Origin of the sequence: Nostocoides sp. (genome assembly GCF_037045025.1) — a bacterium.
GTDB lineage: Bacteria > Actinomycetota > Actinomycetes > Actinomycetales > Dermatophilaceae > Nostocoides_A.
In genome coordinates this window covers 258,324-284,904 of record NZ_JBAOHM010000016.1, presented here as the reverse complement: position 1 = coordinate 284,904, position 26,581 = coordinate 258,324, and the positions used below count along the sequence as shown (strand labels likewise).

Annotated in this window: 23 protein-coding genes; 9 read left to right on the top strand and 14 right to left on the bottom strand. The window is 70.1% G+C overall.

The window, feature by feature from the left end; translation table 11 throughout:
* Window positions 1-11: 11 nt before the first annotated feature.
* From V9G19_RS23860 to V9G19_RS23850, 3 genes are all read right to left on the bottom strand, one after another.
* On the bottom strand, window positions 12-341 hold the full coding sequence (locus V9G19_RS23860; protein ID WP_462287881.1) for a hypothetical protein: 330 nt from the start codon (window positions 339-341) through the stop codon (window positions 12-14).
* Window positions 342-366: 25 nt separating this feature from the next.
* Window positions 367-2,043: a sodium:solute symporter family protein gene (locus V9G19_RS23855; protein WP_462287880.1), complete on the bottom strand. Its 1,677-nt coding sequence runs from the start codon at window positions 2,041-2,043 to the stop codon at window positions 367-369.
* Between the two features lie 64 nt (window positions 2,044-2,107).
* On the bottom strand, window positions 2,108-4,015 hold the full coding sequence (locus V9G19_RS23850; protein ID WP_462287879.1) for a substrate-binding domain-containing protein: 1,908 nt from the start codon (window positions 4,013-4,015) through the stop codon (window positions 2,108-2,110).
* A gap of 267 nt (window positions 4,016-4,282) precedes the next feature.
* On the opposite strand from V9G19_RS23850, the gene V9G19_RS23845 reads away from it, so the two are divergent.
* From V9G19_RS23845 to V9G19_RS23820, 6 genes are all read left to right on the top strand, one after another.
* Window positions 4,283-4,702, top strand: coding sequence for an alpha/beta fold hydrolase (locus tag V9G19_RS23845; protein ID WP_462287878.1), 420 nt, complete (start codon window positions 4,283-4,285; stop codon window positions 4,700-4,702).
* Between the two features lie 12 nt (window positions 4,703-4,714).
* Window positions 4,715-5,647, top strand: a complete 933-nt coding sequence (locus tag V9G19_RS23840) for an alpha/beta fold hydrolase (RefSeq protein WP_462287877.1) — start codon at window positions 4,715-4,717, stop codon at window positions 5,645-5,647.
* Window positions 5,648-5,802: 155 nt separating this feature from the next.
* Window positions 5,803-6,972, top strand: coding sequence for an ATP-binding protein (locus V9G19_RS23835; RefSeq protein WP_462287876.1), 1,170 nt, complete (start codon window positions 5,803-5,805; stop codon window positions 6,970-6,972).
* A gap of 76 nt (window positions 6,973-7,048) precedes the next feature.
* On the top strand, window positions 7,049-7,930 hold the full coding sequence (locus V9G19_RS23830) for an FAS1-like dehydratase domain-containing protein (RefSeq protein WP_462287875.1): 882 nt from the start codon (window positions 7,049-7,051) through the stop codon (window positions 7,928-7,930).
* 549 nt (window positions 7,931-8,479) lie between these two features.
* Window positions 8,480-10,519, top strand: coding sequence for a DUF222 domain-containing protein (locus V9G19_RS23825; protein ID WP_462287874.1), 2,040 nt, complete (start codon window positions 8,480-8,482; stop codon window positions 10,517-10,519).
* A 77-nt stretch (window positions 10,520-10,596) separates the two neighbouring features.
* On the top strand, window positions 10,597-10,914 hold the full coding sequence (locus V9G19_RS23820; protein WP_462287873.1) for a hypothetical protein: 318 nt from the start codon (window positions 10,597-10,599) through the stop codon (window positions 10,912-10,914).
* A gap of 114 nt (window positions 10,915-11,028) precedes the next feature.
* Here V9G19_RS23820 and V9G19_RS23815 read toward each other — a convergent pair whose 3' ends face one another.
* From V9G19_RS23815 to V9G19_RS23805, 3 genes are read right to left on the bottom strand one after another with little or no spacing between them, the layout of a single operon-like run.
* A complete protein-coding gene (locus V9G19_RS23815) occupies window positions 11,029-12,096 on the bottom strand; it encodes a 1-aminocyclopropane-1-carboxylate deaminase/D-cysteine desulfhydrase (protein ID WP_462287872.1) in 1,068 nt (355 codons plus the stop codon).
* Between the two features lie 13 nt (window positions 12,097-12,109).
* Window positions 12,110-13,192 (bottom strand): DNA polymerase domain-containing protein, encoded by a 1,083-nt coding sequence (locus V9G19_RS23810; RefSeq protein WP_462287871.1) that lies wholly within the window; start codon window positions 13,190-13,192, stop codon window positions 12,110-12,112.
* A 2-nt stretch (window positions 13,193-13,194) separates the two neighbouring features.
* Entirely contained in the window at window positions 13,195-14,091 is an 897-nt protein-coding gene (locus V9G19_RS23805; RefSeq protein ID WP_462287870.1) for a LysR family transcriptional regulator ArgP, read from the bottom strand.
* A gap of 71 nt (window positions 14,092-14,162) precedes the next feature.
* Here V9G19_RS23805 and V9G19_RS23800 point away from each other — a divergent pair, with 71 nt between their 5' ends.
* Window positions 14,163-14,774: a LysE/ArgO family amino acid transporter gene (locus tag V9G19_RS23800; protein WP_462287869.1), complete on the top strand. Its 612-nt coding sequence runs from the start codon at window positions 14,163-14,165 to the stop codon at window positions 14,772-14,774.
* Between the two features lie 156 nt (window positions 14,775-14,930).
* Here the strand turns inward: V9G19_RS23800 and V9G19_RS23795 are convergent, their stop codons facing one another.
* Genes V9G19_RS23795 through V9G19_RS23780 form a run of 4 tightly spaced genes read right to left on the bottom strand, consistent with a single transcriptional unit; the run spans window position 14,931 to window position 18,508 of the window.
* Entirely contained in the window at window positions 14,931-15,539 is a 609-nt protein-coding gene (locus V9G19_RS23795) for a response regulator (RefSeq protein WP_462287868.1), read from the bottom strand.
* A 5-nt stretch (window positions 15,540-15,544) separates the two neighbouring features.
* On the bottom strand, window positions 15,545-16,711 hold the full coding sequence (locus V9G19_RS23790; protein ID WP_462287867.1) for a sensor histidine kinase: 1,167 nt from the start codon (window positions 16,709-16,711) through the stop codon (window positions 15,545-15,547).
* Window positions 16,712-16,736: 25 nt separating this feature from the next.
* Window positions 16,737-17,552, bottom strand: coding sequence for an ABC transporter permease (locus V9G19_RS23785; RefSeq protein WP_462287866.1), 816 nt, complete (start codon window positions 17,550-17,552; stop codon window positions 16,737-16,739).
* Window positions 17,553-17,554: 2 nt separating this feature from the next.
* Entirely contained in the window at window positions 17,555-18,508 is a 954-nt protein-coding gene (locus tag V9G19_RS23780) for an ABC transporter ATP-binding protein (RefSeq protein ID WP_462287865.1), read from the bottom strand.
* Window positions 18,509-18,620: 112 nt separating this feature from the next.
* Between V9G19_RS23780 and V9G19_RS23775 the strand changes: the two genes are divergently transcribed.
* Both V9G19_RS23775 and V9G19_RS23770 read left to right on the top strand, forming a co-directional pair.
* The gene (locus V9G19_RS23775) at window positions 18,621-19,886 is read left to right on the top strand and encodes an MFS transporter (RefSeq protein ID WP_462287864.1); all 1,266 of its coding nucleotides are present in this window, start codon (window positions 18,621-18,623) and stop codon (window positions 19,884-19,886) included.
* 48 nt (window positions 19,887-19,934) lie between these two features.
* Window positions 19,935-23,588 (top strand): hypothetical protein, encoded by a 3,654-nt coding sequence (locus V9G19_RS23770; RefSeq protein WP_462287863.1) that lies wholly within the window; start codon window positions 19,935-19,937, stop codon window positions 23,586-23,588.
* Window positions 23,589-23,731: 143 nt separating this feature from the next.
* Here the strand turns inward: V9G19_RS23770 and mscL are convergent, their stop codons facing one another.
* From mscL to V9G19_RS23750, 4 genes are all read right to left on the bottom strand, one after another.
* On the bottom strand, window positions 23,732-24,085 hold the full coding sequence (gene mscL / locus V9G19_RS23765) for a large conductance mechanosensitive channel protein MscL (protein WP_462287862.1): 354 nt from the start codon (window positions 24,083-24,085) through the stop codon (window positions 23,732-23,734).
* 199 nt (window positions 24,086-24,284) lie between these two features.
* Window positions 24,285-25,064: a hypothetical protein gene (locus V9G19_RS23760; RefSeq protein ID WP_462287861.1), complete on the bottom strand. Its 780-nt coding sequence runs from the start codon at window positions 25,062-25,064 to the stop codon at window positions 24,285-24,287.
* A 120-nt stretch (window positions 25,065-25,184) separates the two neighbouring features.
* On the bottom strand, window positions 25,185-26,024 hold the full coding sequence (locus tag V9G19_RS23755) for an S-methyl-5'-thioadenosine phosphorylase (RefSeq protein WP_462287860.1): 840 nt from the start codon (window positions 26,022-26,024) through the stop codon (window positions 25,185-25,187).
* A 45-nt stretch (window positions 26,025-26,069) separates the two neighbouring features.
* Window positions 26,070-26,489: an FmdB family zinc ribbon protein gene (locus V9G19_RS23750; protein WP_462287859.1), complete on the bottom strand. Its 420-nt coding sequence runs from the start codon at window positions 26,487-26,489 to the stop codon at window positions 26,070-26,072.
* Window positions 26,490-26,581: the final 92 nt, after the last annotated feature.

Sequence of the window (26,581 nt, the reverse complement as noted above, 5' to 3'; positions counted from 1 at the left end):
GTCGAGATCAGTCAGTGGTGAACGCCCGAGGCCGTCCCGAACTCCTCGAGCTCCTTGCGGCGCGCCTCCATTTCCGCTTTGGTCACCGGCTCCGGCGGCTTGAGCCAGATCCAGACCAGGAAGATCACCCCGGTCGCGAGCAAGATCAGGCCCACCCACAACGAGAGGTTCATATCGGCGGCCATCGCGATCTCCTCGTCGGTGGCCGTCAATCCGGTGTAGGTGACGATCACCCCGAAGATCACAAAGAGCACGCCGATGAAGGTGCGCAGGTCAAAGAGCTTGGCCAGCCGCCAACTCTTGGCCTCGTCGGCGTCCAGCTGGTAGGTCTTGCGTGCCATATCGGTTGTGACTCCTTAGCTGCGGTCAGTTCACCATCTCGATGAAGACATAGGCCAGGCCGGCGCACACGAGCGCCCCGATCCCCATGACCACCGGGTTCGCGAGCAGACCGTGGTGGACGGCCCCCTCCCCGTCGGAGGACCCGACAACTTGCCGACCATAGACGAGGCCTTCGAGTTCTTCGTCGGACTTGGACGTGCCGAACTTCGTGGCGATCACCATCGTGAGCACACCGACGACGAAGGAGATGATCGCCGCATACTGGTTTTCCATCAGGTCGCTCTTGAACGGGATCCAGCCGGCCTTGTAGCCGATGAAGATGCCGACCGAGGTGAGCGTGCCGACGAGCATGCCCCAGAAGCCCGAGTTTGTGCTGGCCTTCTTCCAGAACATGCCCACGATGAACGCAAGGAAGATGGGGACGTTGAAGAACGAGAACAGCGTCTGGAGGTAGTTGTTGACGTTGTTGTAGCCAGCAGCCAGGAAGGCGGTCAGGATGCCGACGAAGACACCCGCGATCGTCGTGTAGCGGCCGACCTTGAGGTAGTAGGCGTCCGGCCGCCCAGGCCGGATGTAGTTCTGCCACAGGTCATAGGTGAAGACCGCGTTGAACGAGGACACGTTGGCCGCCATACCGGCCATGAAGGCGGCCAGCAACCCGGTGATCCCGACCCCGAGGACGCCCTCGGGCAGGTATTTCGCCATCAACCCGGGGATGGCGTCGTTGTAGGCCAGACCGCCGGCCTCGCCGATGCCCGGCAGCAACAGCACTGCGGCCATACCGGGAATAACGACGGCGAACGGGATGACAACCTTGGGGAAGGCGCCGATGATCGGGGTCATCCGCGCGGCGTTGTCGTCCTTGGCCGACATCGCGCGCTGAACCTCGGCGAAGTTGGTCGTCCAGTAGCCGAACGAGAGGCAGAACGCCAAGCCGAAGACGAGCCCGATCCAGTCCCCGACCGGATTGTTCCCGCCCACGGCCAACCCCTGCCACGGATGGGTGAACGTGGGGTTCGTGCTCAGCTTCTGCATCAGGCCGTGCATACCGCCGACCTCGCGCATGACCACGATGACCACCGGGATCAGCCCGGCCAGAATGACGAAGAACTGCATGACCTCGTTGTAGATCGCGCTCGTCAACCCGCCGAGCAGGATGTAGCTGAGCACGAACAGCGCCGACAGCACGATGGCCAAGGCCAGCGGAATGCCGAGCAGGACCTCCAGAACTGCGCCGAGGGCATAGAGGTTGACGCCAGCGATCAGGATCGAGGACAACACGAAGATGATCGCGTTCACCAGGTGCGCTCGACTATCGAAGCGCCGGGCGAGATACTCCGGCACGCTGCGGATCTTGGAGCCGTAGTAGAACGGCATCATCACGATCCCGAGGAAGACCATCGCCGGGATCGCGCCGATCCAGTAGTAGTGGGCGATCGAGATGCCGTACTCGGCGCCGCTGGCGGCCATACCGAGGATCTCGATCGCGCCGAGGTTGGCGCTGATGAACGCGATACCGGTCACCCACGCCGGCAACGATCGCCCGGAGAGGAAGAAGTCGGCCGAGGTCGTCACCATCCGCCGCAGGGCAAAACCGATGCCGATGACGAACGAAAAGTAGATGACCAGGAGGACAACATCGATCGGGCCCAGGTTTAGCTTCAGGGTCGAGGCACCCTCTGCCGCCGCCAGCTCTAACACGTCTCACCTTCCGGTTGTCGGGGCCAAGCACATCGTGGGAGGGCCGCGTCGGGCCGAGTGGAACTCAGTTGGGGTAGCCGCCGCGCTGGATCATCGCCTTGGCCTTGTTGCGGTAAAGCTCGAGGACCTTGTCGATGTTGTCGGCGGTCACCATGCTCGGGCCGGTATAGATCGGGGCGTAGGGGGATTGGCCATAGCGCGCCGCGAAGGTCGCCGTCTGGACGGCGAGGTAGCCCTGTAGGAAGGGCTGCTGGTCGACGACGAAGAGGGTTTGACCGCTTTGCACCGCTTGCAGGTTGGCCAAGGAGATGTCGAAGGTGCCGAGCTTGACCTTGCCGAACAGCCCGCGCGCCTGCAGCGCGCCACCGCTGGCGCTGAAGCTCTGGATGCCCGTGGCCAGGATGCCGTCGATGCCGGCGTCCTTGGCCAAGGCCGCTTCGACCGTTTCCTGGTCGGCTTGCAGGTGGGTGCCGCCGATGTTGACCGTCGTCACCTTCCCGCCGCCCGCGGTCAGTTCCTTGGTGAAGCCGTCGCACCGGTCGGTCAGCGCCTTGTTCTGGGCTTCGTGGATGACGCACAGGGCGTTCTTGACGCCTGCATCGGCCATGGCCGAGGCGGCATCCTCGCCGGCGAGGCTCTCGTCCTGCCCGACGTAGGTCGTCGCCTTCAGCTCCTCGACCTTGTCGGCGCCGACGTTGGCGATGACGACCGGCATACCAGCTGCGGTGGCGTCCCTGATGGCGGGGTCCAGGACGGCCGGGTCGGAGTCGGTGACCACCATGGCCGCCGGTTTGCCCGCCACCGCGTCGGTGATCAGCTTGGCCTGGGCCTGCGGGTCGGTGGCCGCGGGGGAGGCGTAGCTGAGCGTGGCGTGGAAGTCACTGGCCGCCTGCTCGGCGCCCTTGCGCACCAGGGCCCAGAAGGGATCGAGGTTCTGGCCATGGGTGACCATCGAGACGGCGATTTGCCCGGATGGCGCCTTGCCGAGATTCTGATACAGCCCAAGGACCTTGGCCGCGTTGTCCTTGGTGACCAGGCTCGGTCCGGTGTAGATCGGCGCCGCTGGGTGCTGGCCGAATCGGGCCTCGAAGGCCGCGACCTGGACGGCGAGGTAGCCCTGCAGGAAGGGCTGCTGGTCGATGACGAAGGCCGCCTTCCCCTGGGTGACCGCATCGAGGTTGTTGGGGTCGAGCGAGACGTCGAAGGCGCCGAGGGTGACCTTGCGGGAGGCCATCGCGTCGAGCACGGTGCTGGCGGCGGCATACCCTTGGATCCCGGTGGCCAGGACACCGTCGATCGACGGGTCATCGGTCAGTTCCTGAGTCAGGGCAGCCTCGGCGCTGGCCGTGTCGGTCGCGCTGATATGCACGATCTTGGTGCTTCCGCCACCGCCCTTGAGCGCGGAGTCGAAGCCCGCGCAGCGGTCGGTGAGCACCTGGTTGTGCTCTTCGTGGATGAGGCATACACCGCGCTTGACGCCGGCGTCGGCCATCTCCCTGCCGGCCTCCTCACCCGCCGCGCTCTCGTCTTGGCCGACGTAGGTTCGCGCGCCGCTGGCGGCCACCTCGGCGGCACCCGCATTGGCAATCACCACGGGGATGCCGGCGTCCGCCGCCTTCTTGATGGCTGGGACGAGAACCTTGGCCTCGGGGATGGTGGCGATCAGGGCCGCGGGCTTCTTGGCGACCGCTGCGGAGATCAGATCCGCCTCGGCCTGAGACACGGCGCCCGGTGTGGTCTGGTAGGCCAGATCGACGTTGAAGTCGGACGCGGCCTGCTTCGCGCCCTGTTCCACCTGCGCCCAGAACGGATCCGCGGCCTCGCCGTGGGTGATCATCGCGACGGCTACCCGGGTCGCGTTGGGATTGTTGGGTGTTGACCCCACCCGTCCCTCGGATGAGGTGCACCCCGCAAGGGCGAGGGCCACCACCGCCGCTGATCCGGTCACCCTGTGGCCGCGTGTCCAGCGCATGAACCCACCCCTGACTCGATCGGTGACTCGGAGGCGATGCTCCATCGCGTCCTCGGGGCCGGTAACGAGATGTCATGGCCCTACAACTGTTTCCTACACCCGTTCATGCCGGTTGTCGACTGCGGGGAAGCACGATATGGGATGCAGCAGAGGACGTTAGCGTTTCGTTACTCGGCACGGCTGATGACCGCGGGCACCTGTCGCGAACGGCAGGCGGGAGATCGACGCGAAATCGGCTACGACAGAATCGACGAGGAGGAGGTCGACATGGGCAAGCAACCGACCGAGTTCAGCGACCTGAGCGTGGAGGCGGGCGGCATCCGATTGAACACGCGGCGTCGAGACGGGCAGGGACCGACGTTGCTGTTGCTGCACGGTATCGGCGGCGCCCTCGAAAGGTGGGCCCCCCTGCTTGCGGCGCTGCCCGACCGGGATGTGCTGATGATCGATGCGCCCGGCGCCGGGCGCTCGCAGGTCCCGACGCGACCCATTCGGGTGCCAGTCCTAGCGGACCGCATCGTCGAAGCTGCGCACGTCCAGGGCATCGAGACCGCCGACGTCCTCGGTTTCTCCCTCGGCGGAACGACCGCCCAAGAAATCGCGCACCGGCATCCGCAGTTCGTGCGCCGCCTCGTCCTCGTCGTGACGATGAGCGGGGCCTGGTTCCGGCCACCGCGACACGGATGAGCGATCGGCCCGGTGGCAGGGGGCCGCAACGCCCGTGAGATCCTCGGCCGGATGGAGAACGTCGGACGGCCCCAGGGCTGTGGGCTGAAGGAGGATTTGGCGGTGGTGGACGAGGCGCGGACCGTCACGTTCGTCGGAGCCCAGGGCTTGGTCCTAGCCGCCGACGAGTGGGGCAGCGGCGCGGAGGGGAGCGTGCTGCTGTTGCACGGGGGCGGCCAGACCCGGCACTCGTGGAAGGCGGCGGGAGCCGCGCTTGCCGCGGAGGGCCGGCACGTCGTCGCCCTCGACTTGCGCGGGCACGGTGACTCGCAGTGGTCGCCCGACGCGGACTACGACATCACCTTCTTCCGCGACGATCTGCTCGCCGTCCTGACGCAGGTGGCCACGCCGGCGATCCTGGTCGGCGCCAGCCTGGGCGGCATCACTGCCCTCCTTGCCACGGCCGACCGCCCCGACCTGGTCGAGCGTCTGGTGCTCGTCGACATCGCGACCCGCCTGGAAGCCGACGGGGTCGAGCGGATTCACGCGTTCATGCACTCTGCGCCCAATGGCTTCGCGAGTCTGGAAGAGGCCGCGGACGCGGTCGCCGACTATTTGCCACACCGCGACCGGCCGCGGCGTCCCGAGGGGCTGCGCAAGAACCTCCGGCTGCGCGACGGCCGCTGGTATTGGCACTGGGATCCCCGGCTGTTCAGCTCCGAGCGCCGGGTTGCTCCCGAGCACGCTCAGGCCACGCTCGACGCGGCAGCGCGCGCCGTCGAGGCGCCGACGCTGCTGCTCGCCGGCGGTCAGTCTGATGTCCTGAGCGACGAGGGTGTCGAGCACCTGCGCACGGTCATTCCGCACGTCGAGGTCCGGGTGCTCGGTGAAGCCGCCCACACCGCCGCGGCCGACGACAACGACGCTTTCACTGCGGCCGTGGCGGACTTCATCCGCACCGCCTGAGCGTCAGCGCGTTCCGTGCCGCACGACGATCCGGCACCGTCCGCGCCCGCACGCGGATGTTGTCGGTGCAGCCTGGGAGACTTTCCGGACAGTCGCACACCGTTATCCAGTGTTATAGAAAAGCGAAGTATAAAGCCGTATCAGGAGTTGTTGCCGTGCCGTTGACGAGCCCGTTCACCCCAGGTGACCTACCGCGCGTCCTGATCGGCCGGGTCCGCGAGCGCAGCCGGCTGGGCGATCTGCTCGCGCGCGTGACGGCATACGGCGAGATGGCTGGCCCGCCGGTGGTGCTGCACGCGCCGCGGGGGCTCGGCAAGACCTCGCTGCTGCGCGACACCGAGGAGCGGGCGCGCGAGCTGGGCTTCGTGACCGCGTGGGTGGCGTGCGCCAAGAGCAGCCCGATGCTCACGGAGCTGGTCTCGGCGGTGCGCCGGGCGCTCGTCGAGGCCGACGTCCTGGACGACCGGGCCCGGCGCGGCATCCTGGAGAGCATCAGCGTCGAGTTCGCCCTCTTTGGGGTGAGCCTGACAACTGAGTTCGGCCGAGGAGATGCGCCCGCGGAGCCGCCGGCCGGGGCGATTTCCGGTCTCGAGCGGGTCTTGCACGAGGCCGCGAGCACCATTCGCGCCCGGGGTGGGGCGGGGCTGCTCGTGCTGATCGACGAGTTGCACGCCGGGCCGTATGCCGAGCTCGGCGTCCTGCTCAACACCGTTCAGAACCTCGCCGGTCGCCGGAGCGAGAACCCGGTCGCGGTCATGACAGCGGGATTGCCGTCGACGCCCGAGATGATCATGCGGGCGGCCACGTTCGGTGAGCGCAGCGAGTTCATCGCGCTCGACCGCTTCGACGAGAGCGATGCCAGCAAGGTGCTCGTCGAGCCGGCCGCGGCATACGAGATCGGCTGGGCGGCAGATGCGTTGGTTGAGGCCCTGGACATCGCCGACGGCAATCCCTATCTGCTGCAGCTGGTCGGCGACGCCACCTGGCGGGCGGCCTCGCCCGGGGCTGGCGGCGAGACCCTGCAGCTTGCCCATGTGCACGCCGGTGGGGAGGCGATGAGCGGGCAACTGGAGGCGATGTGTCGGGCTCGGTGGGACTCCGCTTCCGACCTGGAGCAGGCCTTCCTCGCCGCGATGGCCGACTTCGGCAAGGAGGTCGTTCCCCGCGAGCACATCGCCACCACGATGGGCCGCGACTCCCGGGCCATCAGAGTCCCGCGGGCCCGGCTGATCGACCGGGGAATCATCGAGGCGGCCGGGCGCGGCCGGTTGCGGTTCACCTTGCCCGGCATGGCCGCCTGGATCCGTGACTATCAACTCGGCTAGCGGCGGGCGTCGCTGGTCACACGCGGCGGCTGGTGGGGTGAGCGCGCGGCATACTCGCTGATATGCAGGAGCAACGATGAGCGCCACGGAGGTTATCGAGCGCACCGAGGTCATCGACGCCGCTCAGGCCGAGGCGCTGGCCGGGTTGCTCGGTGTGCAGGCGCCGACCGAGCTGTTGCCGGAGATGTGGCATTGGGTCTACCTCATGGAGCGGCGGCCACACGCCGATCTTGGGCCGGACGGGCATCCGTCGTTCGGCATACCGGCGCCTCCGGGGGAGGGCCGGCGGCGGATGTGGGCCGGTGGCCGAGTGGTTCACCGGGAGCAGCTGGCGATCGGCGAGCCGGCGACCAAGACCACCCGCATCGCGTCCTCGGTGGAGAAGGAGGCGCGCTCCGGGCCGATGACCTTGGTGACCGTGCGCAACGAGATCACCCAGGGCGGCCGGACCGTTATCGTCGACGAGCAGGACATCGTCTATCTCGTCGCGTCGGGCTCGGTGCCGCTGGAGCCCGGCACCCTGGACCTGCCGCCGGCGGCGACCGAACGCGCGCCGGTGTTGGACCTGAGGGTGGATGAGGCGCTGCTGTTCCGGTTCTCGGCGCTGACCTACAACGCTCACCGCATCCACTATGACCACACCTGGTGCCGGGTCGAGGGGTATGCCGATCTCGTCGTGCACGGTCCGCTGCAGGCGCTCATGATGGGCGAACTGATCCGGCGGCACGGGGCCGGATTGGTTGGCCGGGAGTTTGCCTATCGCCTGGTGTCGCCGATGATTGGGCCGCAGGTGTTGCGAGTCGTGCCCGCTGCGGAGGGCCTCGACCGGGGCGCCGAAGTCCTCGAGGTCGGCGGGCGCGTCACCGCCAAGGCGACGCTCTCGGCGGGGATAGTCACGGCCCCTGGCGACGCCGTGCAGGACGGCGACGCGGGCAAGCGTGGGGGTGTCCTGCAATAGGTGAGGTATGCGGCACCTTCTGCAGGACGGCCAGGCCGCTGCTGATCACCGAAGTCGCGCCAATCCAGTCGCGAACACGACTGTCACCCACCACCCCGCCCACAACCCTGACGCAAACCTGGTCTGCTGTCGCGGGGCGGGGGAGGGCTGTCGGTGCTGCTCACTACGCTTGCGGTTGTCGACGCGGTTTGAGTTCGCGCCTGTTCAGCCGGCGAGATATACGAGCGCATCCGCACGGCGGGCTGTCGGTGCTTCCCTTCGCGCTTGCGGCTGGGCTTGCGGCCGAAGGTCGTGGGGGTCGGCACGTCTGGAGCGAACTGACCGGATCTGACCAGACCGGATCTGACTTTCCGGATCTGACCTGACCGGGTCTGGATAGTCGTTGCTCGCAAGCCGTGAGCCCCGAGAGGCCGTGCGGTCGGTGGGTTTGTCCGCGTGTTCCGCGGGGACCAATGGGCCCTCCTCAGCCCCATCTGACTGTCTAAGAAATCCGATTATTTACAAGATTTGTTCTGGTGTACTCACGGGTAATCTAGTATAATTTCGAGTATGACGGCGACCCTGCCCACCACCCCCGGAACCCCCGGGGACGATGGCGGCTGGGACCACACCGTGAATGACTTCTTTGATGACTGTGACGGGCTGGCCGGTCAGCTGACTCCGGAGGAAGAGCTGGCGCTGCTGCAACGCGGGGATGAGGAGCCGATGTTCGCCGACGCGGCCGAGGAGGCCGCGTTCTTCGCCCAGATCCGCGCGGACATGGAGGACTACGAGGCCGCCCAGTTCCCCCGCCGCGGCCGCGGCGGCGGCGGCGGCGGCTACCCCGGCGGCGGCGAGGGTGGGGATGAGTGCGGGTCGCGGTTCGCGGAGCTGGTGGGGGCACCACAGCGGGCGAGCGATCAGGTGGCCTGGCTGACCGCGATCACCGACGCGTTGGCCGAGGTCGACGGCCTGGCCCAGGACGCGGGGCAGGGGGAGCGGATCGAGGTGTTGAGCGTGTGTGAACGCCTCAAAGCGGCCCTGGCGGCGGCCCAGGCGCGAGTGAGCGTCGCGTTCGCCGACACCCATACCGCCGACGCGCACGCCCGCGGGCTCTCGCCGCGGGCGGCGAGCCGGGGAATCACCCCGCAACTCGCGCTGGCCCGCGGGTGTAGCCCGTCGGCGGCGCAGACGCAGCTGTCCCAGTCGCGGGCGTTGACCAGCGTGTTACCGCACACCCTGGCCGCCCTGACCGCGGGCCTGATCTCCCCGGCGGTCGCGGGCGCGGTCTGCGCCGAAGCCGCCGGGTTGTCCGAGGACGACCAGCGCCTCCTGGACGCCGAGCTCGGGGAGCGGTTGCCGGTGTTGACCCTGGCGCAGGCGCGGGCCGCCGCCGCCCAGGTCGCCGCCCGGCTCGACCCGGACGCCGTCCTGGCCAGGCACGCCAAAGCAGTCTCCTCCCGGGGAGCGTGGACCCGGCCGGCGCCGGACGGGATGGCCTACCTGACCCTCTTGGACACGTTGCCGCGGATCGTGTCGGCGTACGCGTGTTTGCACCGGCACGCCACCGGCGTGCTCGCCGGCGCCGACCCGGACGACCCGCCGGGGGAGCGGACCTATTCGCAGGTGCTGGCCGACACCGCCATCGCGCGGCTGTCTGGGCTGGCGTCCGGGCAGTTCCCCCCGGCCGCGGTCACCCTGGTGATGACCCCGACAACCTGTACGGCAAGAACCTCAACGACCTGGGCGACCTATTCACCCCCACCGCCCCCAGTGACACCACCGACAACACCGACACCGACACCACCGGCGCTCCCGACACCACCGGCAGCGACAGCACCGCCGACAGCCGTGCCACCGAAACCACCGGCAGCGACAGCGGCGCGACCGAGACTGCCGACACCCACACTGGCGACGACGCCGGCGCCGGCGAACCCGAACCTTGGCCCGCCGAAGCCAACGAGCCCGAGTCCGAGCCTGCTGCCGGCTCGCCGGCCGAGACGGTTCCCGGCGATGCCACCGCCGACGCTGACCCCACCGACGACGGCGAGCCCGCCGACCAGCCGTCGCCTGGAGAGCCTGACACCCACGGCGAGCCGAACGATGACGGCGCCGAGCCCGCCGACACCCGCGCGGGCAGCAGGACCCAGCCGGCCGGCCCCAGCGGCCCCGCCGCGGAACCCGCCGCGCCCGCGCCATCCCCCGATCCCGGTGACGATCGCGGCGACCCGGAGAAGGCCGCCGATCCCGACGACACCGACTCCGCCGACGCACCCAGCGACAGCCACCCCGCCACCGAGTCCGACCCCATCACCGAAGCCCCGGCGGGCGACCCGCCATCCGGGAAGGACCAGCACCCACCCACTGAGCCTGCCTGGCACCGCCCCGGCGAGGGCAGCCGCTGCGCCGGCGCCGCCGACCCCGTCCGCATCCTCGGCCACGGCACCATCCCCGCCGCCCTCGCCCGCGAATGGCTCCTGTACGGCTGCGACACCCCCGACACCGACACCGACACCCCCGACAACCACTACGGTCCGCCGGGCCCCGGCGAACACCCCGCCGCGGCGTCCCTGCGGCGGGCGTTCACCAGCCCCGACCGGCGCGACCTGATCGCCCTCGAATCCGCCGCCCGCCTCTTCCCACCCCTACTGCGCTCCCTGCTCATCCTGCGCGACGACCGCTGCCGCATGCCCCACTGCGATGCCCCCATCCGCCACGCTGACCACGCCGTCCCCGCCGCGAAGGGCGGGCCCACCAGCTACCAGAACGGGCAAGGCCTGTCCGCCGGCTGCAACTACACCAAAGACCTCCCCGGGTTCACCACCCGCGTCCTAACCCGCGCCGAGATCGCCGCCTACGCCGCCGGACCCGAGACCGACCGCAACACCCACATCGCCCGCAACGCCAGGCCCCGCACCCACATCACCGCGATCACCACCCCCACCGGCCACACCTACCTCTCCATCCCACCGCCGGCCCTCGGCTGGGGCCACCGCCCCACCTAGCCCTGCCACCGGCCTGACCCCGCCCGCGCCGTCCGGCCGAACGTAGACCAGTGTCGACCCCTGGCCGATCGTGCCAACCGGCCAACCGGCAACCGGGCCGATCAGACCACCGAGTCAGCCGTCGACCTTGGGCTGGAGCCACCTCGCGTCGGACCGCCCGGCTTGCGCGGCCCAGGCGCCGTGAGCGTCCGAGAGCAGCCCGGGCATCCCGCCGGTGTGCAGGAACACCACGACGGCGCCCGGGTCGAGCCGCCCGGTCCGAGTCGCGTCGATCAGGGCCGCCATGGCCTTGCCGGTATAGACCGGGTCGAGGATTAGGCCCTCGGTGCGGGCGGCCAGGACGATCGCCTCCGCGCACGCGTCGGTGTGTGCGCCATACCCACCTCCGAGAAAGCCCTCCTCCAGCCGGCAGAGGCCAACCGGCTCGGGAAGGCCCGCCAGCCGGGCCGTGTCGAGAGCCATCCGCGTCACCTGTTCGCCGAGATCGGCGCGGGGAACGACGCGCACCCCCATGACGGCCGCATGATCACCCCAGCCCGCCACGAGCCCGGCATGCGTGCCCGCGCTCCCAGTGGCCGTCACCACGATGTCCACGCGAGGGCACTGTTCGCGAATCTCCTGCACCGCAAGGACATAGCCGAGGGAGCCGAGCGGGTTGGATGCACCCAGCGGGATGCCGTATGGCCGGTGCCCGAGATCGCGCACCCGCCGGCACTCGGCCTCGACGACGTCGTCCCCGCCGTCCAGGCCGACGTCTTCGGCCCAGACGAGCTGGGCGCCCAGGACTGCGTCGAGCACAAGGTTGCCGCTCAACGCCGTCGGCCGCTCGCCGGTGAGGACCAGGGTGACCTCGAGCGGGTGCCGACGTGCCACCGCGGCCACCATCCGGGCGGAATTGCTCTGTGGCCCACCGACGGTGACCAGCCAGTCGCACTCTTGCGCAAGCGCATCGGCGACCAGGAACTCCAGCTTGCGCAGCTTGTTGCCACCCCCGGCCAGGCCGGTGCAGTCGTCGCGCTTGACATAGAGCGTCCCGGGAGGTTTCCCTAGCGCCCGCGCGAGCCGGTCCATCGGCTCCAAGGGCGTGGGCAGGTGCGCCAACCGCAGCCGCGGCAGCGTGCCGATCGCGGGCAACTCTCCACTCGACGGCCCGCCGCTACCCATGCGCGCGTCTCGACTCATCGGTCCGTCCTCCTCACTCGGCGATGCGGTTGCCGTCGTCGTCCCAGTGGGCGGCGACCTTCTTGCTCGGCTGGACACGCGGCGGCTCGCCGGGCATCTTCGGGTAGTCCGGCGGGTAGGGCATCTCACCAAGGCCGGACTCGGCATACAGCTCAAGGAGGGGCTCGATCGAGAACTGCTCGTCGTCGATCCCCGCCCACGGATCGCCGGCGGCGACTCGCTCCGGCACCGTGAAGAGGTTGTATGCCGCGGGGTCGCGCACCTCGGCCAGCTCTGCCCAGGTCATCGGCGTCGACACCGGCGCTCCGGGGATCGGCCGGAGAGAGTAAGCCGAGGCGATCGTCCGATCTCGGCAGTTCTGGTTGAAGTCGACGAAGATGCGTTCTCCCCGTTCCTCTTTCCACCATGCGGTGGTCACGCCGTCGTCGCGTTTCTCCAGCTCGCGGCCGAAGCCGATCGCCGCGTGTCGGACGTCGACGAACTCCCAGTCGGGGCGTATGCGGACATAGATGTGGACGCCGCGGTTGCCGCTCGTCTTGGGCCAGCCGACGATCCCGAGGTCGTCGAGCAACTGCTTGGCGACTCCGGCGACGCGGACCGCGTCGGTGAAGGTCGTCCCCGGCTGTGGGTCGAGATCGATCCGCAGTTCGTCGGGTCGGTCGACATCGTGGCGGCGCACCGGCCACGGGTGGAAGGTCAGCGTGCCCATGTGGGCGCACCACACGGGCACGGCGATCTCGGTCGGGCAGACCTCGTCGGCGGTGCGCCCCGAGGGGAAGGTCACCTGGCAGGTTTGCAGATAGTCGGGCGCTCCCGTCGGAACCCGCTTCTGATAGAAGGCATCCGACTTCTCACCCGGTCGTCCCGTGCCAAGTTTGATGCCCGGCAGCACGCCCTTGGTCCAGCGCTCCAGCGCGGTCGGCCGATCGCGCAGGGCCCGCAGGAGCCCGTCGCCGACATCGGCGAAATACTGAGCCACCATGAGCTTGGTGACTTCGGGAGTCGAGTCGGTTGCCGGATAGATGACCCGCTCGGGCGAGGAGACTCGGACGGCCCGGTCCCCGGCGATCACCTCGGCGGCAGCAGGCTTGGCCATGCCTACACCGTAACCCGCAGGCGCGCGTGCGCCTCGGCGACGACGACGTCACTGAGCGCGCGCAACGGTGGCGAGTCGAGCGTCCATGCTTGCCAGTGCAGCGGAACGTCCACGGGGCGGTCGGGCGCCAGGTGGACGAGCTCTCGAGGCGCCACGTCGCAAGTCCACTGCAGCTCCGGGATCAATCCCCACCCCAGGCCGAGCTGGATGCCGCGCACGAAGTCGGCGGATGACGGGAGATAATGAGCTGGGGGAGTGAGGGATTCACCCGTGAACTCGCGGATAAACCGGTGTTGCAGCGTGTCTTTTCGGTTGAAGACCACGAGCGGCGCCGCGGCAATCGCCGCTGCGGTCAACCCGTCCGGAAAGAAGGCGTCGGCGAAATCCGGCGCGGCAGCGGCAAAATAGCGCATCGACCCCAGCGAGGTGACGCGGCAGCCGGGGACGGGTCGAGCCACCGAGGTCACTGCGGCCAGCACCGACTCGGAGGTGAACAGCTCGAAGGTCCGGTCTTGGTCGTCGACGTGGACGTCGAAGACCGCGCGGTGCCGGGCGGGCAGGCGCGCGAGTGCCGACAGGAACCAGGTGGCGAGCGAATCGGCGTTGCAGGCGATCGGGAGGGTGGCGTGCCCGGCGTGCTCGCCGACGCCGAGCTCGGCCGCGGTGTCCGCCGCGAGTTGGGTCGTCACCCGCGCCAAGCGCAGCACGATCGCCCCGGGGGTGGTCGGGTGCACCGGCTTGGACCGGGTCACCAACACTCGCCCGGTCGCCGCCTCCAGCGCCTTGATCCGTTGGCTCACCGCCGAGGACGTCACGCCGAGGACGGTGGCCGCCGACTCGAACGTCCCCTCGTCGACGACGGCGGTCAGGGTGCGCAATTGCTCGAGCGAGACATCCATGAAGGAATGCTAATGATTCTTAAGAAGTTCAAGCTTGTCTGTATGTCGCTGAGGCTCGTAACGTCGCCGCCGTGAGTACCGCTTGGACTGCCGCGGTGAGCGGCCTGGTGACCGGGGCAGCGCTGATCGTCGCGATCGGCGCGCAGAACGCGTTCGTCCTCGGCCAGGGGATCCGGCGGCGGCACATCGCCCCGATCGTCGCCGTATGCACGATTTCCGACGCCCTGCTCATCGGCGCGGGTGTCGCCGGGATGGGAGCGCTGGTCACGGCCGCCCCGACTGTGCTGGCCGCGCTGCGCTGGCTGGGTGCGGCCTTCCTGCTCACCTACGGCCTGCTCGCCGCCCGTCGCGCGCTGCGCCCGTCCGCGCTCAAGCAGGCGGAGTCTGGGCCGATGAGCGTCAAGGCGGCCGTGGTGACCGCGCTTGCCTTCACCTGGCTCAACCCGCACGTCTACCTCGACACGCTGGTCTTCCTCGGCTCGATCGGTGCTCATCACGAGGGTGAGCGAGCCTACTTCTGGGGCGGCGCGTCGACCGCCTCGCTGTTGTGGTTCAGTGGCCTCGGTTTCGGTGGCTCCCGGCTCGCCCCCTTCTTCGCCCGACCCGGCGCCTGGCGCCTGCTCGATGGCGTGATCGCGGTGCTCATGCTCACCCTCGGCGCCACCCTGGCCGTCCACGGCTGAGCCTCCCACGGCATGCGCACATCGGACGAAAGTGCGCATGCCGGACGAACATGCGCTGAGGTCTTGCTTTTTTGCTGAGGTCGGGCTCCCGGTCGTGCGACCTCAACGAAAAAGCAAAGACCTCAGCGAAGGGAGCTAGGGACCTCAGCGAGAGGCTCACAGCCAGCCGTTGTCGTTGGCGATGCGGCTGGCGTCGGCGCGGTTGCGGGCGTTGGTCTTGCCGATCGCGCTGGAGAGGTGGTTGCGGACGGTTCCCTCGCTGAGGAAGACGGCGGCGGCGATGTCGGCGACGGAGCCGCCGTCTCTAGCAGCCCGCAACACGTCCGCTTCCCGGGGGGTCAACGGCGACTCGCCGGCGATGAGTGAGTCGGTGGCGAGGGTCGGATCGACGACGCGCATCCCGGCGTGCACCCGGCGCACGGCGTCGGCGAGCAGCCGCGCGGGCGTGTCCTTGACGACGAAACCGGCCGCGCCGGCCTGCAACCCCCGGCGCAGATAGCCCGGCCGGCCAAAGGTGGTCACGATCAGCACTCGGGCGGCGCTTCCACGTTCCCGCAGCAGGCGCGCCGTCTCGATCCCGTCCATGCCGGGCATGTCGACGTCCATGAGCACGACATCCGGTCGCACCCGCAGCACCAGGTCGAGCGCCTCGTCCCCGGTTCCCGCCTCACCGACGACTCGCAGGTCGGCTTCGAGGTCGAGCAGGGCGGCCATGGCTCCGCGCACCAGCGCCTGGTCATCGACCAGCACGACGGTGATCGTCACCGGGCTCACCTGGCCTTGGCGGCGACGACGACTTCAAACCCGCGCGGCTGCAGACGCCGGGTCGTGACCATGGCGCCGGCAGCGCTCGCCCGCTCCCGCAGCCCGCGCAGGCCATGGCCCATGCCCACTGGCCGGTAGCCCTGTCCCTCGCCCGGCCCGTCGCCCGGACCGTCGTCCCGGACCCGGATTGCGGTCGGTTCCACGAGTATCTCGCAGCTGTCGGCATGCGAGTGCCGGACGACATTCGTCACGGCTTCGCGCACCGTCCACGCAAACAGCTCTTTTAGCTCCGGCCGCACCTCATCGACCGCCGTCGGGAGCCGAGCCTCGATCCCCGCCGACGTCAGCGCCCGCCGCGCCCGCGCCAACTCGCCCGCGAGCGAGATGTCCCGGACGCCGACAACGGCGCCACGCACGTCCGCAAGGGCTTCGCGGGCAAGGGATTCCAGTGACGCCAGCTCCGAGCCGGCCCGCTCCACGTCCACGTCCAGCAGGCGTCCCGCCAATTCGGCCTTGACGGTGATCACGGTGAGCGAGTGCCCGAGGATGTCGTGGATGTCGCGGGCGAGCCGGTTGCGTTCTTCTTCCACGGCCAGTCGGGCGTTCTCCTGGCGGACCTCCGAAAGATCCCGTGACCGCCGCGCCGCGAGCATCCCGCCGCCTACGGCGAACATCGACAGCGCGATCGACATCGACACCCCCGTATGCCGACTCCATCCGTCCACGACCCGGACGAGCGTCTCGTAGGCCGCGACCAGGGTGAACCCGACGACAAAGGCCCAGCGGACCGGCATCGTCCACAGCCCGGCGACCGCGAGAAAAACCCAGGTGTTCGTGCCGGTCTGGCCGACAAGCAGGGTGTCTGCCATACCGAGGGCGGCCAGCCCGGCATACCGCGGCAGTCGCCCGGTCGGGAGCCGGGGGGCCTGCGTGCTGCTGCCGAACGCGAAGACGCGCGAGCGCTGGAAGTGCCACAGATAAAGGGCGGCAAAAGCGATGGTAGCAACCAGCCCGGCGCTGCCGCGGGGGGTCCCCCGCAGCGCCCAGGCGGCACCGATCGGCTCGGCGAGGAAGACGAGCCAGACCCCGGCGAAGGTGAGCCCGACGAGCGAGGACACCGTCCGCTCCCGGCGCTCCCTGTCGCGCACGACGATCGGCAGCACCCGGCTCATGAGCCCCAGTCTCGCAGGCCGCGCGTCACACCCGAGCGGTGTCCTTGCGGAAGCGCCACGCAGCGCCGGCGACGAAGACCACTCCCCAGAGCACGAGGTTGACGACCCAGGAGAAGTGGAAGCTGTCGTAGCTTCCGTCGTGGCTGAGAGTCAACGGCCAATGCGCGATCTCGGAGTATCCGTAGACCGGGGTCAACGCCGCGATGTGCCCGTAGGTCGAGTGCGGGTCGATGGGCGGCGAGAAGATCCCGCCGAGGATGGACAGCACCGCCAGGATCGGCCCGAGGAACTGCATCGCGTTCTCGCTCGGCAGCAGGTAGCCCATGAAGAGCCCGAGCGCGGCGAAGACGAGCGATCCGGCGATGATGATCGTGCCCGCTTCCAGCCAGGTCCGCCCGAGCATGTGCGCTTTGCCGGACAGCTCGCCGACAACGAACGTCATCAGGGTCGCGACGATGCCGATGACCAGCGCCAGGACCACCTTCATCAGCACGTATGCCGTGGGCCGCAACGGGGTCAGCCGCAGTTGCCGGCTCCAGCCGCTCGCGCGTTCGATGGAGACCGATGCCCCCGCCGCTGTGGTGGCCATGATCGCTCCGTAGAGCGCCATGCTGACCATGATGTAGGCGCCGACATTGGCGTAGGCCGTTCCCATCTGGTCGTCCTGGCCGGTCACCTGGGAGGCGATAAACAGGAACATTACGACGGGGAAGACCAGCGTGAAGATCAGCGTGCGCTTGTTGCGCAGGATGCGCCGCAGCTCGATCCGCAGGATCGTCAGGGTGATGCCGCCGCTGCGGGGCGCCGGGTGCGTGCTCAGGTCGATGGTGGCAGTGGACATGGTCAGCTCTCCTCGGTGGGCTCGTCGGCGGTGAGCGCGACGAAGGCGTCTTCGAGCCCGCGGGCGGTGATCTCGAGATCGCGCGCGGGCGTGGTGGTCAACAGGTGGCGCGCGACGGCGTCGGAGTCGCTCGTATGGACAGTGACCGTGTCACCGATGATGTCCACACTCTCGACGGCGGGCAGCGCGGCCAGGTCGCCCGCGCTCGCCCCCGGCCAGGTGGCCCGGACCGAGCGGCCGGCGCCGAGGGCCTTGATCTCGGCAGAGGTCCCGTCCGCGACGACCTGGCCCCTCCGCACCAGGACGACCCGATCGGCATACAGGTCGGCCTCCTCCAAGTAGTGCGTGGCGAACAGGACGGTGCGGCCACGTTGGGCGTCGGCGTGGATGTTCTCCCAGAACGCGCGCCGGGTGCTCACGTCCATGCCCGTGGTCGGCTCGTCGAGGATGATCAGCTCGGGGTCGGACACGAGCGCCATCCCGAAGCGGACTCGCTGCTGCTCGCCGCCGCTGCACTTGCCGATCTGGCGAGCGGCGATCGCCTCGAGACCGGCGGTGCGGAGCACATCCTCGACGCGAAGGGAGTGGGGGAAGAGCGAGGCCGTGTAGGCGATGGTCTCCGCGACGGTCAGGTCCTTCAGCAGCCCGCCGGTTTGCATAACGGCCGAGACCAGGCCGCGCCGGATGGCCTCGTGCGGCTCCAGCCCGAAAACCCGCGCCGACCCGCCCGTCGGCTCGGCTAGCCCGAGGATGAGATCGATGGTGGTGGTCTTGCCGGCGCCATTCGGGCCGAGGAAGGCAACGACTTCGCCCTGGCGGATGCTCAGGTCGATGCCGCGCACGGCGTGCACCGGGCCGAAGGACTTGGTCAGGCCGGCCAAGGCGATGGCCTCGGGTGGCGTGCGGGTGGGCGCCGGAGCGGGCGGCGAGAGGAGGTCGCTGGTGGTGAGTGCCATGCCTCAACGCTCGCCCAGCGACTGGGCCGAGTCCCGGGAGCGCTGTCACGTCCCACCCATGAGGTTTGTCATGGGTCAGGAGCGGGCGGGAAGTGCACCTAAGGTGAGGCGCGTGGTGGAGGTGATGGACCGGGCGCAGGCGCAGCGGCATACGGTCTCGACGCTGATGACCACTCAGGTCCTCGGCGGGATCGGGTTGTCGGCGGGGGCGACTGTCGGGTCGTTGCTCGCCGAGAAGATCAGCGGCCGCACCGATCTCGCGGGGCTCGGCGGGACCTTCCAGACCCTCGGGGCGGCGCTATTGGCGTTGCCGCTCGCCGCGATCGCTCACCGCGCCGGGCGCCGCCCCTCGCTGACCATCGCGTATGCCGCTGCCGTCGCCGGCGCCCTGCTCGTCGTGGCCGCCTCGGCCGCCTCGTCGTTCGCGCTCTTTCTCCTCGGCAGCGTCCTGCTCGGCTCGGCGACCGCCGCCAACAGCGCCGCTCGGTATGCCGCGGCCGACCTCGCGCTGCCGGAGCACCGCGGGCGCGACCTCTCGCTCGTGGTCTGGGTGACGACCGCCGGCTCGGTGCTTGGCCCCAACCTCGTCGGACCGGCCGAGCCGATCGCCCGGACGCTCGGCCTCGACGTGCTGGTCGGACCCTTTGTCATCAGCACCGTGGTGCTGCTCGTCGCCGCGTCCTTGATGTGGGTGCGGCTGCGGCCGGACCCGCTGCTGCTCTCGCGGACCCTGTCGGGCGAGCCGCCGGCGCTGGCCAAGGGCTCGCTGTCTCGCGGATTGGCGGCGATCTGCGCCCATCCGCTCGCGCTGGCCGGCGTGACGACGATGGCGTTGGGGCACGTCGTGATGGTGAGCATCATGGTGATGACCCCGCTGCACATGGTGCACGGGCATGCCTCGCTGAGTGTGGTCGGCTTCGTCATCAGCGGCCACATCGTGGGGATGTTCGCGTTCGCGCCGGTCATGGGTATCGCGGTTGACCGGTTTGGTGCCCGAGCGGTCGCGTTGGTCGGCGGGCTGATCCTCCTGCTCTCGACGCTCCGGGCCGGCGTCGCCGAAGCGGGATTCTCGATGGGCCTGGCGATCGCTCTCTTCCTCCTCGGGCTGGGCTGGTCGGCGACCTTTGTCAGCGGATCCACGATGCTCGTCGGCGCGGTCTCGGTGCGGGAGCGAGCGGGGGCGCAGGGCGTCGGTGACCTCGTCATGGGGCTGAGCGCTGCCGGCGGCGGCGCCGCGGCGGGCGTCGTCGTGCAACATTTCGGCTACGGCTGGCTCGCGCACGGCGCGCTGCTGGGTGCGGTCGCCGTCCTCGGCGTGAGTGTGCTGGCCGCCGGCCACCGGCAGGCAAATCACGCCCGGGGGCGGCGTCGTTCGTAGGCCGACCAGTGCGGCCCCGGCCGGTGGGCGTCGTCTAGCCTGTGGGCCGTGACTTCCAGCCCCCCGAACACCGCGCCCGGCCCCGTCGCGGGCCCGGCTGTGGTGATCGAGCGGTGGCGGGCGGAGGTCGCGGCCGACGGCGCCCCCGACACCCTGCTGTGGCGGGCCGCCGCGGCGGCGATCGACCTCACCCACGCTCATCCCGCCGGCATCGCCAAACTCCTCAGCGGCCGAAGCACCCGCCTGACCGAACTCTTCCGCGAGCCGACCTCGCGGACGCGCGCCCTGCACAGCGCCCGCGCGGTGCGCCGCAAGGAACTGGAACTCGACCGAGAGCACGGGCTGCCCGGGTGCTACCTGCTGGCGGGGACGGCGACGTGGGCCGTGGCCGACACGGCCGACGACGCCAAACCCGCGGCCCCGGTCTTCCTGCGGCGCTGCCGGGTCCGGCCGCTCGACGCAAGCGGAGCGGACTACGCCGTCGACGCAGTCGGCGAGATGAGCTTCAACCCGGTACTGCGCGAGCGGCTCTCGGCCGATTTCGGGATCCAGCTGGACGCGGCGGAGCTGACTCGGATCTCCCGGCTCGGCAACGGCTTCGACCCGACCGGAGCATTTGCGGCGCTCACCGACGCCACCCGTTCGGTCCCCGGGTGGGCGTTGCAGCGCACCTTGCGGGTCACCACTGTCCATCTGGCCCGCGCCGCTGCGGTCGCCGATTTCGAACGGTCCGCGCCGCGGCTGGGGGCGCACCCGGTCCTCGGCCGCTTGCTGGTCGCTGCCGCGACCGAGGGCGGCGCTGCTCGCGACACCGGCCCCGAGTCGCTGGCCCTGCCCGCCAATCCGGACGAGCCCTTCGTCCTGGACGCCGACCCGCCGCAGGTGGCCGTGCTGGAGCAGGTTCGCGACGGTGTGAGCCTGGTGATCGACGCCGGCCCCGGCACCGGGAAGTCGCAAACGATCGTCAATCTGGCCGCCGACCTGGCCCGGGTTGGCGCCCGGACCCTGGTCGCCGTGCCCTCACGCCCGGGCCGGGCTAGCATCGCCGGCCGGCTCGACCATCTCGGCCTGGCCCACCTGCTGCACGAGCCGCGCCTCGACCAGTCCCCGTGGCTGTCGGTGCGGACCGCATCGCCCCCGCATGTGGCCACGCCCTCCGGCGAGGACGATCCCTGGCCGACCTGGTCGGCTGCCCGGGAGACGCTGCATTCCCACGTCGTGCGAATGCACGGGCGACGGCGGCCCTGGGGCGTCAGTTTGGACGAGATCCAGTCCCGGCTGGTCGAACTGACGCGCGCCAAGCACCCGCCGCGGTCCAAGGTTCGCATCGGCGGCTCGGCGCTGGCCGCCCTCGATGCGGACGCGCGCGAGCATTGGCGGGGTGAGTTGACGCGGGTCGCCGAGCAGTCGGCCTGGAGCTTCGGCGTCGACGACGATCCGTGGTGGGGTGCCGACATCGATGACGCCTCGGCCCAGGACGACGCGCGTGCGGCTCTCGATGCGCTCTCACCCAGCGCGTTCGCGAGCCTGGATGCGACCTTCGATGAGGTCTTCGCCGGCGTTGCGGTGCCGGCATTGCCGACGCTCGGCCACTACCGCGATTTCGTCGCCGAGATGGCCGGCATCGGTGAGGTGCTCGCCGTCTTCCGGCTCGGGATCTTCGATGCCCCGCTTGATCAGCTGATTGCCACGGGCGCGGGCACGCGCGAGCGGTGGCGGGTGCATCGTGCCCTGAGGGGGTTGTTGCGTCCGGGAGCGAGCCCCGAGCAGGGCCAGGCGCTGCTCGATCGGGCCCGGGCCCTGCGCCCGCTTTGGCTGCGCGTGCGCGCCTCCGATGTGCTCCCGGCCCACATCACCGGCCTCGACCGTGCCCAGGATGCGTATGCCGCGCTCGCCGCGCCCCTAGGAGTCCTCCAGGCCCGACTGGCCCGACCCGCCGACGCGCCGGCTCTGCTCGACCTGCCGCTCGCCCAGCTGCCGTCGCTGATCAGCCGCCTCGATGCGACCCGGGCCCGCCTGGATGTGCTGCCGCGCACGCGCCCCACCATCCTCGCCGCGCGGGAGGCGGGCCTGGGCGACCTCGTCGACGATCTCGCCCAGCGCGCCGTGCCTGCCGACCAGGTTGGCGCCGAAGTCGATCTGGTGTGGTGGTCCTCGGTGCTACAAGCCGTCACGGCGGCCGACCCCGGCTATGCGACGGCCCGCGGGGACGCGTTGCGTGCCGCCGCCGGCTCCTTCCGGGCGGCCGACGCAGCGCTTCAGCGGCAGATCGTCGCGGATTTGGCGAGCGCTGCGACGCCGACCGGTCCACCCATCGTGCTGACGTCGCCGCGTGCGGCGGCCATGCTCCTTGACGAGGACGCCGCCTTCGATGTCGTCGTCATTGACGAAGCGCATGCGCTCACTCCCGCCATCGTTGCCGCCGTCCTGGCCCGCGCGCCCCAAGCGGTGATCGTCGGCGACTCGCGGATGCCGCGGCCGCGTGGCTTCACCGCCTGCGCCGGCGCTCGGCTTGTGGAGGAGGGCGAGCCGGAGTCGCTGTTGGATCTCGCTGCCCGGGTGCTGCCGGTCCATTGCCTGCCCTGGCACTACACCAGCCGCGATCAGCGGCTCGTTGCCGCTATCGAGGGCTCGTATGCCGGATTGCTCGTGACGACTCCCGCGCCGCGCAGCGTCCGGGCGCTCACCTGCGAGCGAGTGATCGCCGCAGCCCCCCGCGAGGAGGTGGCTGACCCGGCGGGCGAGGCGGTGGCTGATCCAGCAGCCGAGGCGGTGGCTGATCCAGCTGCCGAGGCATCTCCACGCCGTCGCGCGCTCGCCGAGGCGGCTGCCGAGCGGGCCGTGGAGTGGACTCGGGAAGGACCGGACGAGTCGCTTGCGGTCATTGCGTCCTCAGCGCGCTTGGCGCGACTTGTCGCCGGAGCGCTGCGCGCCGGCACCGGCCAGGTAGTGCCACTCGCTGCCGTTGCCGATGACGGACCGGAGCCGCTCGCGGTGCTCGACCCCGAGGGCTGCGCCGCAGAAGTCCGGGACGCCGTCATCGTGGTTCTCGACGCCGACGCGAGTGATGTCGAGCCGCGCCTGCTCACCGCGGTGGTCAGCCGGGCCCGCTCGCGAATGCTCGTCTTGCATTCGTTTCCACCTGGCGAGTCGACGGGGAGCCCGCTGCTGGATGCCCTGCTCGCCGCCGGCGCGGGCGCCGAGGTGGCCGGTGGAGCGCCCGGGTCGGTGCTGGTCGACGATTTTGCTCGACGGCTGCGGGCGCGGGGGCTGATCGTGGTCACCTCCTATGGGGCTCAGCCCGCGATCGGCGCCGACGGGCCGGCGCTGGACGGGTCGGTCGACTTGGCCGTGCGTGACCCGTTCGCCAAGTCGGGACCGATGGTTGCCGTCGAACTCGACGGCCTGCGGTATGCCCGCGCCGGCGGCATCCGGATGCGCGAACGGCTGCGACTCGCCCAACTGCACCGGCTCGGATGGCGGGTGATCCATGTCGCCAGCGTGGACCTCTTCCGTGACCCGGCCCGCGAGGTCGCCCGCATCGCCGGGGCGATCGAAGGCCTGCGCGCCGACCGGCCGCAACCCGCGGCCCGACCGGAGCAGACCCGCGACGACACGGCCGCCGGGTGGGGCGAGACCCCCGACGAGAGGTCCCACGACCGCTGGCTGCGCGACAACCGCCCGCCGCACTGGCACGACTGACGCGGCCGGGTTGTCCTGCAGGGAGTGCGGTATAGCTCACCTCTTGCAGGTCACCCCGCTGGCCGAGTCAACCTGCCTCAAGACAGCGCGACGGCGGGTGGAGGAGGTCTCCACCCGCCGTCGCGGTGTTTCGTGATCCGGGGTCAGCGGCGGCGCAGCTCGTCGCGGATCTCGGTGAGCAGCACGGTGTTGGCGTCAGGGGCCTCGTCCTCGGCCGGGGCGAAGCGGGCCTTGGCCGCCTCATAGGGCTTGACCAGGAAGAAGTAGACGACGAACGCCATGATCAAGAAGGCGACCAGGGCGGTCAGGAAGGCGCCGACATGCACCCCGCGAGGCGTGTAGCCGGAGAAGTCGGGCTTGCCGCCGACCTTGCCGAGCAGGTCCATAACGATCGTGGTGAAGGCGGTGACAACCGTCGCGAACGCCGCGCCCATGATGAAGGCGACGGCAAGCTCGACGAGATTGCCGCGCATGATGAACTCTTTGAAACCCTTCATGGGTGTTCCGGGATCCTTTTGTTGGAGGAAGTGGTGGGCGCGAGGCCAACCTCCGTGGGGGCCCCGCCGCTGTCTAAGCGGGAAGACTTTAGCTGATTCTGACCCGGAATTCATCTCGACGCGCGGTGGCCGCCCGGGACACGCGGTCCGCGGGCCAGTCTCCGGGCAGGCCGCGGTTCCGGCCGGGCACGGGCAGTAGTCACGGGGCAGAGCTGGTGTCCTTGGGTGCTGGGCGCACAGCGAACCAGAATCCGGCGACCGCGGTATCTCCCTCCTTGGTCGCGTCGGCGACCCGGGCGGCATCCCCAGCGGCGACCGCGAGGAAGACGCGGGATCCGCCCGTGGCGACCGGGCCCGGCCCGGCGTCCTCCGACCCGCCCGAGGGCGGTGCCCGGAAGGCGATGACGTCGATGACTCGCGCCGCCCGCGCCACTGGCGACTTGCGTCCGCTCGCGTAGACGTCGACGACGTCGCCCGCCCGCAACCGGGCCGCCATCGAGTCATCGATCGAAGGCACCGAGATCCCGACGGCGTCGACGGGCACGGCACTGGCGCCGCGCAGCCCGCCGATCCGGACTACCGCCAAGGCCCCGGCGACCCCCGCCGGACCCACGGCGCTCGGATCGCCTCCTTGCCCAGTGCCGGCGTCCGCCGCGTCACCGGACTGGTCGTCCTCCCCAGAGCCTGCGCTGCCGAGCCACCCCTGACCCGAGCCGGAATCCGTCGGCTTCGGATCGCCGGCCAGCGCCCCGAGGGGGCCGGGCCGCACGAGCAGGAGCACGACGGCGAGTGCGACGAGCAGGCTCGCGAGCAGTCGACGAACCAGGGTCCGGCGCCACGCGGCCTGGCGACTCGACCCGGCCAGCGCGGCGAACGGCCCGCTCGGCCCGGCGGCCCCGGATCGCGTTGCCCCAGAACGGGTTAGTCCGGTCCGGGCCGTCCCGGGCCCGTCCCGCTTGGTGCGCAGATTGATGACCACTGTGATCCCCCTTGTCGTGATTCCCCACGTGGTGATTTGCTGGCTCGTGATTCCCCGGGTCGGGCGCCGTGAGGACCGCAATCCCCGTCGCGCCCGGCCGCCCCCATCGGTTTGGCCCCGTCAGGGCAGGCTGAACGGCAAGGTCAGGCCGTCGAGGGCGCGCCGGCACGGGCAGGTCGCACTCTCGTCGGGCTCGGTGGGCGGCAACGCCGCGACGACCTCGCGCAGCGTGTCCTTCAGGTGCGCGATATTGGCGGCAAAGACCTCGAACACCGCCTCGTGGCTGACCGCCTCGGCCCCGTCGATGCCGGCGTCGTGGTCGGTCACCAAGGCAATCGTCGTGAAGCACATGGCCAGCTCGCGGGCGATGCCGGCCTCGGGCATCGTCGTCATCCCCACGAGCGACCACCCGGCGCTCTGGTGCCAGCGGGACTCGGCCTTGGTCGAGAAGCGCGGCCCATTGATGACGACCAGTGTCCCCCCGTCCACGGCCCCGCGCCCGGCGGCGACGGTGAGCACGGCGGCCCGCCCGCTGGGGCAGAACGGATCGGCGAAACCAACGTGCACCACGTCCCCCGGATCGCCATAGACCGTATGCTCACGGCCCCAGGTGCGGTCGACGATCTGGTCGGGGACGACCACCGTGCCCGGTGTCACCTCCGGTCGCAGCGACCCCACAGCACACGGCGCCAGCACCTGGCGGACGCCGACCGCGCGCAGTGCCCACAGATTGGCGCGGTAGTTGACCCGGTGTGGCGGGAACCGGTGGCCCTTGCCGTGCCGGGGCACAAAGGCCACTCGTCGCCCCGCGACCTCCCCGATCGCCAGCGGTGCGCTCGGCTCGCCGAAGGGCGTGCTGACCGGGTGCGCGCTCGCGCCTTCAAGGAAGGAATAGAAGCCCGACCCGCCGATCACGCCGATCTCGGCCAGCCGGCTCCCGTGGTCGTCAGCGCTGGTCATGCACCTGACTGTATGCCGTGGGACCCGACCGTGCCGAGCCGGTGATCAGCCGCCTGTGGATGACGCCGAAACCTTGGCTCCAGACCCTGTGGACGACGACCCGGACGCGGAACCACTCTCACCCGAGCCGCCACTACCCGAGCCGCCACTACCCGAGCCGCTGGAACCGGAATCGCCTGATCCCGAACCTGACCTGCCCGCTGATCCACCGGACGCATTCGATTCGCCGCTGGCGCCCGAGCCCGACTTGGCCGGCACCGAGGAGCTGGCGGACTTCCCAGATCCCCCGGCCCGGGAATCGGTGCGATAGAAGCCGCTGCCCTTAAAGACGACACCGACGGCGCTGAACTGCTTGCGCAGCCGCCCCTCACATTCGGGGCAGACGGTCAGCGAGTCGTCGCTGAATGACTGGACGACGTCGAAGGCGTGCCCGCAGTCGGCGCACGCATAGGCATAAGTCGGCACGGGTGCCCTTTCGTCGCTGGCATCCCCGGGCTCACCGCAACGTGCGACACACGGGGGATCGGCTGCCCATGATAAGGCCGCCTTCGCCGGGC